14 protein-coding genes are annotated in these 15,422 nt (G+C 61.5%); 10 read left to right on the top strand and 4 right to left on the bottom strand.

The annotated features are described in order from the left end of the window. Positions 1–142: 142 nt before the first annotated feature. Together C483_RS09110 and C483_RS09115 are read left to right on the top strand one after the other, a co-directional pair. Positions 143–742, top strand: a complete 600-nt coding sequence (locus C483_RS09110) for an NAD(P)/FAD-dependent oxidoreductase (protein ID WP_006653067.1) — start codon at positions 143–145, stop codon at positions 740–742. Positions 743–874: 132 nt separating this feature from the next. Continuing rightward, positions 875–1,957, top strand: a complete 1,083-nt coding sequence (locus C483_RS09115; RefSeq protein ID WP_006653068.1) for a zinc-dependent alcohol dehydrogenase family protein — start codon at positions 875–877, stop codon at positions 1,955–1,957. A 26-nt stretch (positions 1,958–1,983) separates the two neighbouring features. Here the strand turns inward: C483_RS09115 and C483_RS09120 are convergent, their stop codons facing one another. After that, on the bottom strand, positions 1,984–2,436 hold the full coding sequence (locus tag C483_RS09120; protein ID WP_006653069.1) for a GAF domain-containing protein: 453 nt from the start codon (positions 2,434–2,436) through the stop codon (positions 1,984–1,986). A 281-nt stretch (positions 2,437–2,717) separates the two neighbouring features. Here C483_RS09120 and C483_RS09125 point away from each other — a divergent pair, with 281 nt between their 5' ends. From C483_RS09125 to C483_RS09140, 4 genes are all read left to right on the top strand, one after another. Beyond that, positions 2,718–4,100 (top strand): aspartate aminotransferase family protein, encoded by a 1,383-nt coding sequence (locus C483_RS09125; RefSeq protein ID WP_006653070.1) that lies wholly within the window; start codon positions 2,718–2,720, stop codon positions 4,098–4,100. Between the two features lie 22 nt (positions 4,101–4,122). Further along, the gene (locus tag C483_RS09130; RefSeq protein WP_006653071.1) at positions 4,123–4,512 is read left to right on the top strand and encodes a Rid family detoxifying hydrolase; all 390 of its coding nucleotides are present in this window, start codon (positions 4,123–4,125) and stop codon (positions 4,510–4,512) included. Positions 4,513–4,817: 305 nt separating this feature from the next. Then, the gene (locus tag C483_RS09135; RefSeq protein ID WP_006653072.1) at positions 4,818–5,489 is read left to right on the top strand and encodes an ABC transporter ATP-binding protein; all 672 of its coding nucleotides are present in this window, start codon (positions 4,818–4,820) and stop codon (positions 5,487–5,489) included. Continuing rightward, positions 5,486–6,310, top strand: coding sequence for an ABC transporter permease (locus tag C483_RS09140; RefSeq protein WP_006653073.1), 825 nt, complete (start codon positions 5,486–5,488; stop codon positions 6,308–6,310). Before C483_RS09135 ends, C483_RS09140 begins: the two co-directional genes overlap by 4 nt. 67 nt (positions 6,311–6,377) lie before the next feature. Here C483_RS09140 and C483_RS09145 read toward each other — a convergent pair whose 3' ends face one another. From C483_RS09145 to C483_RS09155, 3 genes are all read right to left on the bottom strand, one after another. Next, positions 6,378–7,694, bottom strand: a complete 1,317-nt coding sequence (locus tag C483_RS09145) for an MFS transporter (RefSeq protein ID WP_006653074.1) — start codon at positions 7,692–7,694, stop codon at positions 6,378–6,380. Positions 7,695–7,770: 76 nt separating this feature from the next. Beyond that, positions 7,771–9,054: an ethylbenzene dehydrogenase-related protein gene (locus C483_RS09150; protein ID WP_083860417.1), complete on the bottom strand. Its 1,284-nt coding sequence runs from the start codon at positions 9,052–9,054 to the stop codon at positions 7,771–7,773. A 72-nt stretch (positions 9,055–9,126) separates the two neighbouring features. Further along, positions 9,127–9,348 (bottom strand): DUF7130 family rubredoxin-like protein, encoded by a 222-nt coding sequence (locus tag C483_RS09155; protein ID WP_006653076.1) that lies wholly within the window; start codon positions 9,346–9,348, stop codon positions 9,127–9,129. 220 nt (positions 9,349–9,568) lie between these two features. Between C483_RS09155 and C483_RS09160 the strand changes: the two genes are divergently transcribed. The 4 genes from C483_RS09160 to C483_RS09175 all read left to right on the top strand — a co-directional run bounded on the left by C483_RS09160 (position 9,569) and on the right by C483_RS09175 (position 15,348). Then, complete coding sequence (locus C483_RS09160; protein ID WP_006653077.1) at positions 9,569–10,849, top strand: amidohydrolase; 1,281 nt, start codon at positions 9,569–9,571, stop codon at positions 10,847–10,849. Between the two features lie 71 nt (positions 10,850–10,920). Beyond that, a complete protein-coding gene (locus C483_RS09165) occupies positions 10,921–11,568 on the top strand; it encodes a hypothetical protein (RefSeq protein ID WP_006653078.1) in 648 nt (215 codons plus the stop codon). 602 nt (positions 11,569–12,170) lie between these two features. Continuing rightward, complete coding sequence (locus tag C483_RS09170) at positions 12,171–13,844, top strand: BCCT family transporter (protein ID WP_006653079.1); 1,674 nt, start codon at positions 12,171–12,173, stop codon at positions 13,842–13,844. Positions 13,845–13,986: 142 nt separating this feature from the next. Beyond that, the gene (locus tag C483_RS09175; RefSeq protein ID WP_006653080.1) at positions 13,987–15,348 is read left to right on the top strand and encodes a class-III pyridoxal-phosphate-dependent aminotransferase; all 1,362 of its coding nucleotides are present in this window, start codon (positions 13,987–13,989) and stop codon (positions 15,346–15,348) included. Positions 15,349–15,422: the final 74 nt, after the last annotated feature.

The raw sequence follows: 15,422 nt of genomic DNA on the forward strand, positions 1-15,422 counted from the left end.
TTGAGTGCCACACTACACTGCGCTACGTTACATCACACGATACCACACAGCAAGCACACGGGAGGCAGGTGACACCGCTGTCACGGGGTAACTCGAGTGTCGCTTGTGAGTATTTACCCGTCGAACGATAACGACTACTTGTATGAGCGAATCAGACGCAACCGTTGCTGTCGTTGGCGGCGGTCCCGCCGGACTCAGTGCAGCCCTCTTCACACAGAAGAACGGTCTCGACACCGTTCTCTTCGATACGGACGAGACGTGGATGCACAAGGCACACCTGTTCAACTACCTGGGAATCGGCTCACAGGACGGCTCGGCGTTCATGGAGACCGCCCGCGAACAGGTCGACAGTTTCGGCGTCGATCGAAATCAGGGTGAGGCAGTCACCAGTGTCACGGAGACGGACGACGGCTTTGACGTCGAAACGGAAGCGGACGATGGCACGTACGCGGTCGACTATGTCGTCCTCGCGACGGGTGCCAACCGCGACCTCGCGGAGGACCTTGGCTGCGAGTTCGAGGACGACGTCGTTGATGTCGGCGTGACGATGGAGACGAGCGTCGAGAACGCGTACGCGACAGGGGCGATGGTTCGCGTCGACGAGTGGCAAGCCGTCATCTCCGCCGGCGACGGTGCCGCGGCCGCGCTGAACATCCTCTCGAAGACGAAGGGCGAGAACTACCACGATTTCGACGTTCCTGCGGACGCGACGAACGTGTTCGAATCCGTCGTCGCCGAGTAACGCGACACCTGGGACATAACTCTCGGCTTCGGCCCGGTTTCGGCATCTGTTATTTTTGCACGATACCCTGACGAGCCACTGCCACGCTCCGAGTCCGGATACGTTAACTCACCCCAACGCGACGACGTACGCATGCGCGCTGCAGTACTCGAGTCCTACGGCGAACCGCTCTCGATCGAGGAGGTCGACCCACCGACGCCCGACCCGCATGGTGTCGTCGTCGACGTGGAGGCCTGTGGCCTCTGCCGGAGCGACTGGCACGCCTGGCAGGGCCACGGCGAGTGGGCTGACGACCAGGTACCGATCGGCCAGATTCTCGGTCACGAACCCGCGGGCCGAGTCGCACGGGTCGGCGAGCGCGTCGACGAACTCGCCGTCGGCGACCGCGTGGCCGTGCCGTTCAATCTGGGAGACGGAACCTGCTACTACTGTCGTAACGGCCACGGAAACGTCTGCGAGGACGGCTACGCGCTCGGTTTCGAATCGAGCGTTCCCGGCGCGTTCGCCGAGCAGATACACGTCCCGCACGCGGATTTCAACGCCGTCACGCTCCCGGACGGCGTCTCTACAGAAGCGGTCGCCGCACTGGGCTGTCGGTACGTCACGGCCTTTCACGCGCTGGCCCACCGGGCCGACATCGACGCCGGCGACTGGGTCGCCGTCCACGGCTGCGGCGGCCTCGGACTCGCCGCCATCCAGATCGCGGCCGCACTCGGCGCTCGCGTGCTCGCCGTCGATATTCGGACGGCACCACTCGAGTTGGCGAGCAAACTCGGCGCGGAGGTGACGATCGACGCGTCGGAACTCGAAAACGGGACAGGAGAAAAGGAAGGCGTCCCCGCCGCAATCAAGGCCCGAACCGACGGCGGCGCACACGTCTCCGTCGACGCCCTCGGCCGCGCCGAGACCTGCCGGAACAGCGTCGATTGCCTGCGGATTCGAGGGACACATGTTCAGGTCGGGCTGACTACCGACGCCGAACGCGGCGAGGTTGCGCTGCCGATCGACGAACTCGCCCGCTGGGACGTGACCGTCGTCGGCTCCCGCGGCATGCCACCCTCACGCTACGACGAACTCCTGCGGCTCATCGACGCGGGCACGCTCGAACCCGAGCAGCTCGTCACGAATCGCGTTGCACTCGAGAACGTCTCTGATCGGCTCGCCGCGATGAGCGAGTACGAGACGCGAGGTATCGAAGTCGTTACCGAGTTTTGAGCGGGCGTTGAATCGGTTGCGCTCGACTACAGCTGCTGTGTGAGTTCCGTCCCCCGCTCCAGCAATCGGTCGCGTTCCCGGTCGGTGAACTCGTACTGCTCGGGTTTGGCGACGCCGATGGTTCCCTCGAGTGCCCCCTCCGGACTGAGAAGCGGCGCAGCAAGCGAGCCCTCCATCCCCGTTTTGCGGGCACCGGCCTCAGCGACGCCGGAGTCGTCCGTCTGGAGGTTACAGACGTCGACTGGCTCCATGCGCTCGGCTGCAAGCCCGGCCATGCCCTTTCCGACCGGAATCGAACCGATACGCTCGAGGACTGGATCGGGGATGCCGACCGCGGCGACGAGTTCGAGGGTTCCGTCCTCGAGTCGATGCAGCGTTCCGGACGTGCAGTCGAATTCGTCGATGATCTCCTGCAAGCGGTCGTCCACCTCGTCGGTGGCGTGCAGTTCCGCAGACGGCTGCTGGTGGCTGTCGTCCATCGTACTCACGACTCACTCCCGACGGAGCGCTGCTTAAAGCTGTGGACGGTTTCAGTTGGAGTGGCTGGTAAACGAGACCATACAACTGGATGGCCGCTACTCTCGGTTGAATTCGACAGGCAACGAACTGCGGACCGAGTCGCAGTCTGAGTCGACCAGTCGCGATGAGTGCGTGCAGTGAGCGACGGACGGACATCACCTGCTGCATATTCGATTTCTGTATACAGTAAACATAGATATTGTGGACAAATTATTAGTAGCTGTTTCACCTGGGATGCGGTATGGCAGCAGGACCACCGATCGACGAGCTACACTTCGACGACGCGCCGGACGTCGGCTCCGTCCCCGGTCCGGCGACGAAATCGCTCCTCGAGAAGCAACGAGAAATAGACAGCAGTGCGGTCGCGTATCCGAACGACATCCCCATCGCGTTCGAAGAAGGAAAGGGTGCGACCGTCCGCGACGCCGACGGCAACACCTACATCGACATGTTCGCCGGCATCGGCGTGTTGAACGTCGGCCACTCGAACCCCTACGTCCTCGAGGCCGTCCACGACCAGGCCGACAAGTTCGTCCACACCGTCGACTTCCCGACCGACGCCCGACTCGAGTTGATCGAGAAACTCGACGAGATCGCCCCGAGCGGATTGCAGGGGAACAACCGGGTCGTCTTCGGCGGCCCGACGGGCAGCGACGCCATCGAGGCGTCGATCAAGCTCTCGAAGTACAACTCCGACGGCGACGGACTCATCGCCTTCCGCGGCTCCTATCACGGCGCGACGACCGGGGCGATGAGCGTCACCTCGAACACGAAGCTAAAGAAACACTACGCGCCGCTGCTCTCGGACGTCGTCCACGCACCGTATCCACATCCGTTCCGGCAGGAAAAGACGCCCGAGGAAGCGGTCGACCACGCACTCGAGGAGGTCCAGGCGATCGTCGAGGATCCCTACGGTGGCCTCGCGAATCCAGCCGGGATCATTGTCGAACCGATCCAGGGTGAGGGCGGCATCGTCACGCCGCCGAAGGGCTTCCTGCAGGGGCTCCGTGACATCGCGGACGACAACGACGTGACGCTGGTTTTCGACGAGATTCAGAGCGGCCTCGGCCGCACCGGCCAGTGGTGGGCGAGCGACTGGGAGGACGTAACGCCGGACGCGATGACCTCCGCGAAGGCGCTTGGCGGCGTCGGCTTCCCGCTCTCGGCGACGATGTACAAAGAAGAACTCGACACCTGGGGCTCGGGTGACCACGCCGGCACCTACCGCGGCCACGTCGTCGGCATGCGTGCCGGGACGCGAGCCATCGAGTACATCCAGGAACACGACCTACTCGCCCACGCGCGTGACCTCGGCGAGTACATCCAGAAGCGTCTCCACGAAGCCGCCGACGAGACGGACCAGCTCGCCGATATCCGCGGCAAGGGACTGTTCATCGGCGCGGAATTCGTCGACGAGAACGGCACAGCCGACAGCGACGTCGTGGACGCGATCCAGCAGTACTGCTTCGAACACGGCGTGCTCGTCTGGACGGCCGGTCGCCACGGCAACGTGCTTCGCCTGCTCCCGCCGCTCGTCCTCACGCACGACCTCGCCGAGACGGCGCTCGACGTGATCGTCGACGCAATCGAACACGCAACCGCAGACGCGGCCCAGACAGCCTGAACGCAGAACCTAGCGCTTAACGATGAGTAACACAACACCCATCGAAACCGACGATGCACCGAGCAGTGACAACCCCTACTCCCAGGGCGTCCGGGCCGGCGACACCCTCTACGTCTCCGGCTACGGCCCCGTCGATCCTGAAACCGGAGCCGTCGTCGACGGCGATATTCAGGACCAGACCACGCGGGTACTCGAGAACATTGCAGCAGTCGTCGACGAAGCCGGCGGTGATGGCCTCGACGATGTCGTGAAGGTGACGGTCTATCTGACCGATCTCGAGGACTACGAGCGGGTCAACGAAGCCTACGGCGAGCAGTTCGGCGAAGAGCCGCCGGCACGCGTCTGTGTTGAGGTATCACGTCTTCCAGAGGACGTGCGTGTCGAACTGGACGCAACCGCGTATCTCGGCTAGCCGGCCGCGACCGTTTTTGCCGCGTGGCGGTGCTGGCTTTCTCCCCGGAGCGACGAACGAAGAAGACGCACACAGCGCCGCTGAAAACCGAAACAAGGAACGAATCAACGTTCACGGAATCGATACGGGACGTCCGCTCAGCGGGCTAACACTCGGCCTCTCCGATTGCTGGCAGCGTCGACGAGCGGATTGAGAGTGCGAGTTCAACATGGGAGCAGTGGCCATATTATATAAAAGAACATGGACGTATGAACACGAATCTGACCACAGTGGCTTTTGAGCGCGGGAGAATAGGTCGCCAGAAGATGGCCCAAAAACTCGAAACGGAGTCTCTCACGCGGGTCGTAGCGGGCGAAGCCATCGTCGATTCGATTTCGGTTCGCGTTCGCGAATCGGAGGTGCTCGCGATCATCGGCTCATCAGGTGCGGGCAAATCCTCGTTTCTTCGGCTGCTCAATCGACTCGACGAACCCACCGAAGGAACGGTGTATCTCGACGGCACCGAGTATCGCGAGTTCGAACCGGAGGAGCTTCGCCGTCGAATCGGGCTCATTCCACAGGAATCTGCGCTGCAACCCGGAACCGTTCGTGAAAACGTTGGGATTAGCGATCGAATACGGGACGAACCGATCGACGATCAACTGACGACGACGCTCCTCAAATGGATGGACCTCTCCGGGTACGGGGATCGGAATGTGGACGACCTTTCCGGGGGCGAGCGCCAACGTATTGCCATCGCGCGCACGCTCTATGTGGATCCCGAGGTGTTGTTGCTCGATGAGCCGACGGCACATCTCGATACGGAAACCGAAGCGCAGATCGAAGAACTACTCGGCGAACTAATTCGGGAGGGCGACCTGACCTGTATTCTCGTCACGCACGACACCGCACAGGCCGAACGACTCGCCGACCGGGTCGTCGAATTCGAAAATGGACGAGTGGTTGACGAGGGCACCCCCGCGGAGGTGATTGGATGACGTGGACCGCTCTCGAGACGTTCTTCGAGCACGCGGCCGATCCGGTTATCGTCACCGGTTTCGTCCAGATCGCTATTGCGGTAGCGCTGACGGCGATCGTTCTGGGGGTCGTCTACCTTCGTCAACTGGGGTTCGAGCGTGAAATTGTCACGACCACCGTTCGAGGGCTGGTGCAAGTAGTTGCCGCGGGGGCGGTTATCGGAATTCTGCTGGCGGCACACCTCGCGTGGGCGGGTATCGTGCTCGTCGTCATGATCTTCGTAGCGGCGTGGATTTCGTACAAACGTGGAGTGGCGCTCCCGGGCGTGTTTCGGACATCAGTCATCTCGATCGGATTCGGAGCGGGGTTGACGATCGTGGCGATGACGCTCGCGGGAGCGATCGAAATGACGGTGGAAGATCTCATCGTTATCGGGAGCATGATCATCGCTAACGCGATGCAGACGAATTCGTTGGCGCTAGATCGGTTCACGGGCGAAGTCGCGTCCAACCGTGCGGAGATCGAGGCACTGTTGAGCGTCGGTGCATCGCCGGACGAGGCCATCACCCAATACGTCTCGACGAGCGTCTACGCAGCACTGATTCCGACGATAGATGCCATCAAGAGCCTCGGAATCGTCAAGATTCCCGGCCTGATGGCTGGGATGATCATCGCCGGCGCAAATCCGATCTACGCCGCTCAGTACCAGTTCGCAGTCATGTTAATGATCTTCGCTGCTGGCGGATTGACCGTCGTTGCGAACACGCTGTTGCTCAGTCGACGCGTGTTCACCGATGCCAAGCAACTCGATGAGACCGTCATCGACGCCATCGAAACGTGATGGACGTCGGAACGGGCTGCTGCGAAAGCGGATCCGAAAGAGGCGCAACACAAAAAGGCGACTAGCGCTACTGGTACGCGTCGAACTCCTTGCCGTAGAGCAGGAAGTAAGCGACACCGATCAGCCCAATGATCGAAGCGACGGTAAATGACACTTCTGGCGTGACGAACTCCCAGAGGAAGCCACCGAGCACACCGCTCGGGATGACGAGCGCGCCACGTACGAGGTAGTACGACCCGGTAACGCGGCCGCCTGCGTCCTGTTCGGCGGGGCCGACGATCAGCGCCTTGTGAGCCGGCAGGCCGGCGAACCGGAGTCCGGAGAAGGCGAATAATGCAATCAGTACCCAGGCGTTGTCCTGCGGTGCGAAGATGAGCATGACTGGAAAGATTGCGTAGACGAAGAACCCGAGTGCGACGACCGGCTTGAGGCCGGTGTACTCGGCGACTTTGGCTACCGGTGCCATCGTGAGCAGCGCGACGAACATCTCGATACTGAGGAGAACGCCGAAGAACGCGGCCGGAGAGAGATCGATTGCGCCAATCACGGGGAGCGTGAGCGAGAGACCGATCCCCATCTCGAGTGTGATCACGAGAATAAAGAACGCGTACACCATGCCGTTGGCGAACCGAACTAATGCGTCCGAGACGAGCAGCGGACGCAGTTCGTCCGGCAGCGCCCGCAGGTCGTCGACGACCTGGCTGACGCCCTGGAACTCCTTGCCGAGCGTGTCCTGATCAGTTTCGTAGAGGAGATGTTGGATAATCGTGCCAAGCAGCGCGAAGATAATCGCGATGACGAGCACCCAGAGGAAGCCCGGCATGAGTTCGTCGACCACGAGCACGGCGACGATCAGCGGCGCGATCAGGAACGCCGTCCGCCGAAAGGTCTCCGTGCTGGCAAAGCCACGCGCCAGCTGGCTGGGTTCCGTCGCCTGCTTGACGATGGCGTAGTGGCCGCCGATGCCGAACGATTTCCAGCACTGGGCCAGCAGGAGGCCGACGAAGACCCAGACCCACGGCTCGACGGTGATCACACCGAAGTCAGTGGGAACGTACGCGGCAGCGAGCCAGATCACAAACCCAAACGTCGAGAGGAAACCGAACACTGTCAGCGCGTATCGCGAACCGACGCGGTCGGAGACGACCCCGCCGTAGTAGGGGTACACTGCGCCGATGACGTTTCCGAGGGTTGCAAACAGACCAACGACGAAGCCGCCTGCGCCCAGATAGACGAGATAGTCCGGAATGAACCGATTCGTCATCTGGAACCCCAGACTAAACGCGAACATCGCCAGCGAGAGCACCAACACGTCCCGACGAAGCGAGAAGAACTGCCGGAAGGCGTCGACCGGGCCGGCAACCTCGGCTTGCTGTTGGGCCATACGAACAGGTGAACTGGGGGTTACTAAGAGATTATTGTTACAGTAGTCCTGACAGACCAGCGTTCATACCAGTTCGTCAGCACTCCTCGGCAACGAGAAACGTCTCGGGGTCGTTTTCGTACAGCTCCCACATAGTAACCGTTCCGTCACGAACGTCCGCGGCGCGCGGATGGTTTGCGTCCACGAGATCGTCCCAGATGAGGATTCCCGGGAAGACGAGCGGGATCGTATACGTCTCGATCGACGACCACGACGGCGTCTCACCACTGAATTCGCTGGCGACCAGTTCGGCCGTCCCCTCGGTGTACTGCGACCCCGAATACTCTGGTTCTACGCCAAGACCCAGTTTGTACGGATAGCCGGCCCAATGCCAGCGTTTTCCCGCACTGTGGTGGATCGCCGGCGACCACGTGTAGACCTCGCCCGACTCGAGTTGGGTCGTATCTGCGGGATGGCCCGTCTGCAGGTCGCGCCACATCTCGACGGTCCACTCGCCGTCGGCCCACGTACCGGTCGCTCGCCAGTCCGCCGCGCTGCCGTGTGGCTCCTGGAGCGGTCGGCGCGGGATCATCGCGCCCTCCCACTCGGCGACCGACGGATCGTATTCGACTGCGTCGTCCAACTCGAGTGCGTACGTCCCGTCCTGTTGGTCTGGAATGGAGCCGTCGCGGATCTCGTGGTAGTCGAGCGCGCCGCCGTCGACGACCGCCGGATCCCACATGAGTTCGGGGCCGTCGTCGGGGGTCCACGACTGGGTCGTGTAGGTGTTTTGTCCCTGGTCGCTGTGACGGTAGTCGAGGATGTGGTGGTCCGTGCCGTATCCCTTCGGGTTGCTGCGGTGGGCTCGCCACATCGGCAGGTCGAGGAAGACGCCGTCGGATTTGAGCTGCTCGAGTTCGGCCTGCGGGCGAATCGTCTCCCAGTCATTTTCCCACCACTCGCCTGCACAGGCCTGCGGGATATACTTTCGAATGTCCGTCTTGTCGAGGCCCTCGGACCCAAAGTGGTCGTGGTTCTGCACGGTCTCTGGCGGGACTTCGCTGGGCAGACTTCGCATGCCGCGGTGTGCGGTCAGCCAGCCGCCGAACTGCTCGAACCCCTCGACGGAGCCGTCATCGAGAAGGAAGCTGACCCTGTCCTCGTAGAAACCGGTGTGATCCTCGTCACTGCGGCGTGGGACCCACGGCGACGGCTCGGCAAAGCGCTCCCAGGAACCGTCGCGATAGACGAGCATGTCGTGTAGCCAGCCGCCTGGGTCCGGCTGCGCCCAGTTGAAGCGAAAGAAAATCCGCTCGTCGTTGTAGGCAATCTGCGTCCGCAACCGTTTGAGCGTCGTCTTGGGAGTCCAGTCCGAGGGCACACCAGCATACGCGGACGGTGTGTACTTGAATCAGTGTATTGGCGCTCCGTTCACCGTGAGCTGGCCCAGTGATCAGTCTTCTTCCCAGTAGTACAGATCTTCCTTCGGTGCACTGCAGTTGGGACACTCGTCCGGCAGGTCCTCCTCGAGTTCCCCCATCTCGCCACAGTTCTGGCAGCGCCACATGATGTAGCTCGGCTCGGTCGAGTCGTGTGGCTCGCCGATCGGAATTTCGGTCTCTTCCATCTTGTCGACGCCGGCTTTGGTTCGCAGCGGATCGTTGTCGGGAAGCATCACACCCACAGCTACAGCAGTGGTATGGTAAAGCATAGCGGATAGAATCACATGTATCCGTCACTGTATTTTGAAGGAGCCGCTAGCCGACAGGTGCCGACATCGCACAGTCGGAGTCGAGAGTCGAGGAGAGGGCAAGTAAATCGAACGTGGATCATGTTGAAGGCGTACGCGATTTTCGACCACAATTAAGTGATCACTGTTCGTAGACGCCACCACGATGGCTACCGATGTGCACACCCGCGTCGTCGATTTGCGACGAGCGTTCCATCGCCACCCCGAACCCGGCTGGCGCGAGTTCAGAACGACCGCCCGCGTCGTCTCCGAACTCGAGTCCCTCGGCGTCGACGAAATCGCAGTCGGCCGGGACGCGCTCGCCACCGAGGAACGAATGGCGGTTCCGCCCGAGGCGGAACTCGAGCCGTGGCTCGAGCGAGCGCGCGATGCGGGTGTGCGCGAGGACGTACTCGAGAAGACTGCCGGCGGCTACACCGGTGCGATCGCGGTCCTCGAGCAAGGAGAGGGGCCGACGGTCGGGCTGCGCGTCGACCTCGACGCGATTTCGATGACGGAGTCGTCGGCCAACGACCACCATCCGGCAGCGAAGGAATTTCGCTCGGAACACGAGGGATACATGCACGCCTGCGGGCACGACGCACATATTGCAATTGCGCTGGGCACGATTCAGGCGGTGAAAGCCAGCGACTTCAGCGGGACGCTCAAAGTGTTCTTCCAGCCCGCAGAGGAAATTTCGGGCGGCGGGAAGGCGATGGCCGAGAGCGGCTATCTCGACGACGTTGACTACCTGTTTGCGCCACACATCGGGCTGGATCACCCGACCGGTGAAATCGTCGCCGGCATCGAGAAGCCGCTGGCGATGGCCCACCTGACGGCCACCTTCGAGGGAGCGAGCGCCCACGCCGGAAAGGCACCGAACGAGGGTGGGAACACGATGCAGGCCGCCGCAACGGCGATCCAGAACGCCTACGCGATCCCCCGCCACAGTGAGGGGATGACCAGAGTGAACGTCGGCTACATCGAGGGCGGAACGGCGAGCAACGTCATCGCGGAGGAGCTCACGATTGAAGCCGAAGTGCGCGGTGAGACCACCGGACTGATGGAGTACATGCGAACCGAACTCGAGCGCGTCCTCTACGCAGCGGCGGAGATGCACGACTGCGACGTGACCCCGCGCGTCATCAGCGAGTCGCCGCGGGCAGACAGCGATCCGGCGCTGCGAGACCTCGTCAGCGCCGTCGCACGGCGAACACAGGGCGTCAACCAGGTGATCGGAACGACCGAGTTCGGCGTCAGCGAGGACGTCACCTACCTGATGGAACGCGTACAGGACGACGGCGGACTCGCGTCCTACGTCCTCATCGGGACGGACCACCCGACGAACCACCATACGCCGACGTTCGATATCGACGAAGCAAGTCTCGAAATCGGCGTGACTGTGCTCTCCGAAGCGATCCGGGAGTGTACACACCAGCAGCCCTGATCCACCTGTCTTCTGTCAGTCATGTTAGCCGGATCAGAAGGATTAATTCGCGGGCTCTCCGTGTATCCTCTATGAGCCAGGACGACGTGCCGGAGTCCTTACAGACGGCAGCGGATTCGGATCGGCCCCGCGGGATCCTCACCCCGTCTGACCGCGATTTCCTTCTGGGACGAAAGACGGATTACACCGACCACTCGAAAAAACAGAAGCGAAACCGAATTCGACGGCGCGTTCGGAACGCAATCCTCGATTTCAGTATTCTCTTCGAGTACATGGAAGAACGGGACCGAGAGACGGTGTTCGACCCCGACAACGAGGACCGCGACGCCTACACGCAGGGCATTACGGACATGCTCGCGTTCCTCCACCTCGGAACGATGGGCTATCACACCCCGTTCAAGGACATGCTCTCGGAAGGCGTCGGGAAAGCCGAACAGCGCCTCGCCGGCTCGAACTACCGCATGGTCAACGTCGAGTTCAACGTCGATCCGGTCGGCCAGATCGACGTCGACGAGGTCATCGAAAAACTGGACAACGAGGAGTTCGCCGAACTCACCGACGAGGAACTGCGCGCGTTCGTCCGCCTGCTAACCATGTCCGACGAGTTCTCCCCCGACACCGCCCGCGAGCACATCAAGGACCGACTCGACGAGTACTCGAGTAACGTCGAAGAGAGCGCACAGGAGCGCGAGCGCAAACTCGAGGAGTTGACGAACTGAACAAATACGGAGTGGTGGAGCGTTTTACCGGTAATCACCCGTACGGGCCAGCGGGCACCAGTACAGAACGACAACGGGCCATATGATCGCTGTCGATTCACACCGGCACGGTCGATAGCGAGTCGTTCGTCTCTCGAAAACAGGCCTCCGAGACCAGCACACACGATTTCTGATTCCCTCACGCAGTCCGGCCAGCGGCGTCGATCCGCGGGACAGCGGTTCGCCACTGACAGCGAGTTGCTGTGAGCGGAGTGACTAGACCGCGATGGCGACCGGGTACTCGAGTAGATCCCGGTACCGCTGTGGACAGTGTTGTTCTGAGACCGGGTATGAGTGTATAGATCGTGCAAGTTAGAGGCAAGTAGAGTTCGTCTGCTGAAAAGTGGGAACAAAAGTGACCGTTCCGTATAGTTGTTCACAGTGTAGCCACTCCGACAGGTGATGTTCTGGATAAACGTAATCTGTGTATGTTGGTTACGAAAAGGAAATATTTATGCATGATACCAGCAATCACACTGGTATGCCATCGCTCAACATGGCGCACGGTACCGGGGGTTGGTTACAAACAGCGGCGGTATACCGCTCGAATCGAGGTGATAGCGATGAGCGGAAGTGAAGGGAGCGCCATTGAGCGGTTCGTAAACGAACTCGACACGGTCGTGTTCGCGTTCGGTGCACTGTTGACGGTGAGCGTGATCGTGGCGTTCTTCGTCAACCGAGAGGCCGTCGCGCAAGCGATCGACCTTGTCGAGGGTGAAATGCTCAGCTACATGAGTTGGGCGTTGCTGGTGATCGTGTTCCTGATCGTCGTCTTCCTCCTATTCTTGATCGTGGGGCCGTGGGGGAAGATCAAACTCGGCGACGAGGATCCGGAGTACAGCTTCCTGTCGTTTTTCGCGATGTTGTACTCGGCCGGCTTCGCCGCAGGTGTCGTGTTCTGGGGGCCGACTGAGGGGCTGTTCTACTACGCCGATCCGAATCCGCTGTTCGGCGTCGAGGGTGGCACGAGCGAGGCGATTCCGCTCGCCGTCCAGCAGACGTTGTTCCACTGGGCGTTGCCACAGCTCGCGGTGTTTACCATCATGGGCATCGCGATCGGCTACTTCGCGTACAACTACGACAACGTTCCACTCCGCGTCTCCTCCGCACTTACCCCAATCCTGGGGAAGGAGAACCTCGATGGGCCGCTAGCGAAGATCATTGACATCCTCGCCGTCTTCGCGACGATCGGCGGCGTCGCGACCTCGCTCGGCTTCATTGGCAGTCAGTTCGTCACGGGACTGGACTACCAGTGGGGGCTCAACTTCGGCGATACGGGGATTCTCCTCGTGGTAACGACGATGACGATCCTGTTTACGATCTCGATGGTTCTCGGGATCGACAAGGGCATTCGCCGGCTGTCGAACTTCAACATGGGCCTGTTCGTCCTGCTCATGGTCGTGACGTTCATCGTCGGCCCAACGATGTTCCTGCTGTTGCTCGGTTCGCAGGCCGTCGGTGGAATGATCTCAGACTTCACCGCGATGAGCCTCTACACGGGCGCTGCCGAAGGCGGCACTGGCTGGGTCGAAGACTGGACCGTCTTCTACTGGGCGTGGGCGCTCTCGTGGTCGCCGTTCGCCGGCCTGTTCATCGCCCGTATTTCCAAGGGCCGAACCGTGCGCGAGGTCGCCTTTACCGGCATCGTCGCGACTTCTGCAGCGACGATTCCGTGGTTCACGTTCGTCGGCGGGACCGCGGTGTGGGCAGAGCACAACGGGATCGCAGACTTCGGTGCCGTGATCGCTGGTGATGCCGGTGCAGAAGTCTCCGGCTTCATCCTGTTCGAAGCGCTCACCTTCTCGGTCGACCTCGGGATCGCCGAGTTCGCCGTTCCAGTCGGTTCCGTGTTGATCTTCGGGTTTATGATCCTCGTCACGACGTTCTTCATCACGTCGGCTGACTCCTCGACGCTCGCCGTCTCGATGATGACGACGGGCGGCAAGGAGTCACCATCGACGATCAACCGCATCTTCTGGGGTGTTGTCCTCGGGATGACCGCTGCAATCTTGATGATCCTCGGCGGCGAGGGCGGTGCCGGCGCACTCGAGCAGGCGGTCGTCATCACCGGCGCACCGTTCGCGATCGTCTGTTTCCTCGCCATGCTCTCGCTGATCAAGAACTTCAGCGCTACCAGAGGACGGGTGTTGCTCCAGGACAAAACCGTGCTGATCGGATCCACCAAAGACCAAACCAGTGACGATCCGACGCCGGCCGCTGAACCTGGCGACGACTAGCGCACTCTCCCTGCTTTAGTTGCTATTGAACCCACCATCCCGCTTCTGAAATCGACGTAAATTCCGGAACAATACCCCGCTCACCCGGAGTGTTCCGCAATCCATAACAAGTTTTAATTTATGCCATACACACAATCTGTGTATGGACAGAGACAGTGCGGAACCGGACGTGGACGCATATCCCGGCCCGAACGCCCAAAAGTGGGTCGAGTTCCACGGGACAAACGCAGCCCCCAGCGAGTACTCCCACGAGTTCGTCTGGGACATCACCCGCGAGGCTGACGGTCCCTTCGTCACCGACGTCGACGGCAACGTCTTGCTCGATTTTACCTGCCACATCGGCGCGGCACCGCTCGGTTACAACAACGAGAAACTCACCGAGAAACTCCGCGAGTTCGACCTCGTCGAACCGATGAAGATCGCCGGCCAGGACATGTACTTCGGTGCCGGCCCGACACCCGAGGAGTCAGACGTCCCCGGCTCGAGTCACCTCATGGACAAACTGACCGACATCTCGAGTCAGTACGACATGGACACAGTCTTCCTCTCGAACTCCGGAGCCGAGGCGATGGAAAACGCGATGAAGATCACCCACGACTACCGTGCACCCGCAAAGTACGGCGTCGCGTTCGAGGGCAGCTTCCACGGGCGGACGTTCGGGACCCTTTCCATTACGAAGTCGAAAGAGGTCTACACCCGTCACTATCCACAGCTCAGCGGTATCGAAACGATCCCGTTCTGCGCCGACCGCGGCTGTGAGGCCGACAGTTGTGACTGCGGCTTCTTTGCGGGTGAGACCTCACAGCTCCGTCGCATGCTGGCACCCGAAGGCGGCCGAATCGACCCCGACGAAATCGCGTTTCTGACCCTCGAACCGATCCAGGGCGTCGGCGGCTACCGCTTCCCCAGCGAGACGTTCATGCAGGAGGTCGCAGACGTAACCGACGAGTACGACATCCCGCTCGTCGTCGACGAGATCCAGGCCGGTATCGGCCGTACCGGCGAAATCTGGGCGTCGGACCACTATCCGATCGAACCCGACGTCATCGCCAGCGCGAAGGCACTTCGGGTAGGGGCGACCATCTCCCGGTCGGACATCTTCCCCAGCGAGAAGAACCGCCTTGGCTCTACCTTCGGCGGCGGCGACCTCCTCGGCTCGATGATGGGAACGTTCACCCTCGAGGCCATCGCGGAACACGACCTCCTCGAGAACGCCACCCGCCGCGGCGAACAGGCCAAAGAACTTCTTCGCGACCAGACACCCGACTACGTCGACGACATCCGCGGCAAAGGCCTGATGCTCGCCGTCGAGTTCGACACCACCGAGCGCCGAAACGCGGTCGTGAAAGCAGCACTCGAGCGCGGCCTGCTCACCCTCGGCTGTGGCAAGAAGACGATTCGGCTGCTCCCGCCGCTGGACTCAAGTCACCGCGAGATCGAACTCGGGATTGGACTGTTCTGTGAGGCAGTCGATGCGGTCGGTCCGAACGCGAAGGCGATGTAGCACTCGAACACGAACGCATGAGAGTACTCGGATACTCGTAGTACTCGCGTGCGAGGCACGCTATTCGATGGCCC

It is taken from the genome of Natrialba hulunbeirensis JCM 10989, assembly GCF_000337575.1.
GTDB classification, from domain to species: domain Archaea; phylum Halobacteriota; class Halobacteria; order Halobacteriales; family Natrialbaceae; genus Natrialba; species Natrialba hulunbeirensis.

What these genes read in the sequence shown, in the direction of transcription:
- C483_RS09165 (WP_006653078.1), top strand. Translation starts at nt 10,921, where the DNA reads ATGAGCCAGGACGACGTGCCGGAGTCCTTACAGACGGCAGCGGATTCG.
- C483_RS09155 (WP_006653076.1), bottom strand. Translation starts at nt 9,348, where the DNA reads ATGCTTCCCGACAACGATCCGCTGCGAACCAAAGCCGGCGTCGACAAG.
- C483_RS09120 (WP_006653069.1), bottom strand. Translation starts at nt 2,436, where the DNA reads ATGGACGACAGCCACCAGCAGCCGTCTGCGGAACTGCACGCCACCGAC.
- C483_RS09135 (WP_006653072.1), top strand. Translation starts at nt 4,818, where the DNA reads ATGGCCCAAAAACTCGAAACGGAGTCTCTCACGCGGGTCGTAGCGGGC.
- C483_RS09175 (WP_006653080.1), top strand. Translation starts at nt 13,987, where the DNA reads ATGGACAGAGACAGTGCGGAACCGGACGTGGACGCATATCCCGGCCCG.
- C483_RS09170 (WP_006653079.1), top strand. Translation starts at nt 12,171, where the DNA reads ATGAGCGGAAGTGAAGGGAGCGCCATTGAGCGGTTCGTAAACGAACTC.
- C483_RS09125 (WP_006653070.1), top strand. Translation starts at nt 2,718, where the DNA reads ATGGCAGCAGGACCACCGATCGACGAGCTACACTTCGACGACGCGCCG.
- C483_RS09110 (WP_006653067.1), top strand. Translation starts at nt 143, where the DNA reads ATGAGCGAATCAGACGCAACCGTTGCTGTCGTTGGCGGCGGTCCCGCC.
- C483_RS09140 (WP_006653073.1), top strand. Translation starts at nt 5,486, where the DNA reads ATGACGTGGACCGCTCTCGAGACGTTCTTCGAGCACGCGGCCGATCCG.
- C483_RS09115 (WP_006653068.1), top strand. Translation starts at nt 875, where the DNA reads ATGCGCGCTGCAGTACTCGAGTCCTACGGCGAACCGCTCTCGATCGAG.
- C483_RS09145 (WP_006653074.1), bottom strand. Translation starts at nt 7,694, where the DNA reads ATGGCCCAACAGCAAGCCGAGGTTGCCGGCCCGGTCGACGCCTTCCGG.
- C483_RS09130 (WP_006653071.1), top strand. Translation starts at nt 4,123, where the DNA reads ATGAGTAACACAACACCCATCGAAACCGACGATGCACCGAGCAGTGAC.
- C483_RS09160 (WP_006653077.1), top strand. Translation starts at nt 9,569, where the DNA reads ATGGCTACCGATGTGCACACCCGCGTCGTCGATTTGCGACGAGCGTTC.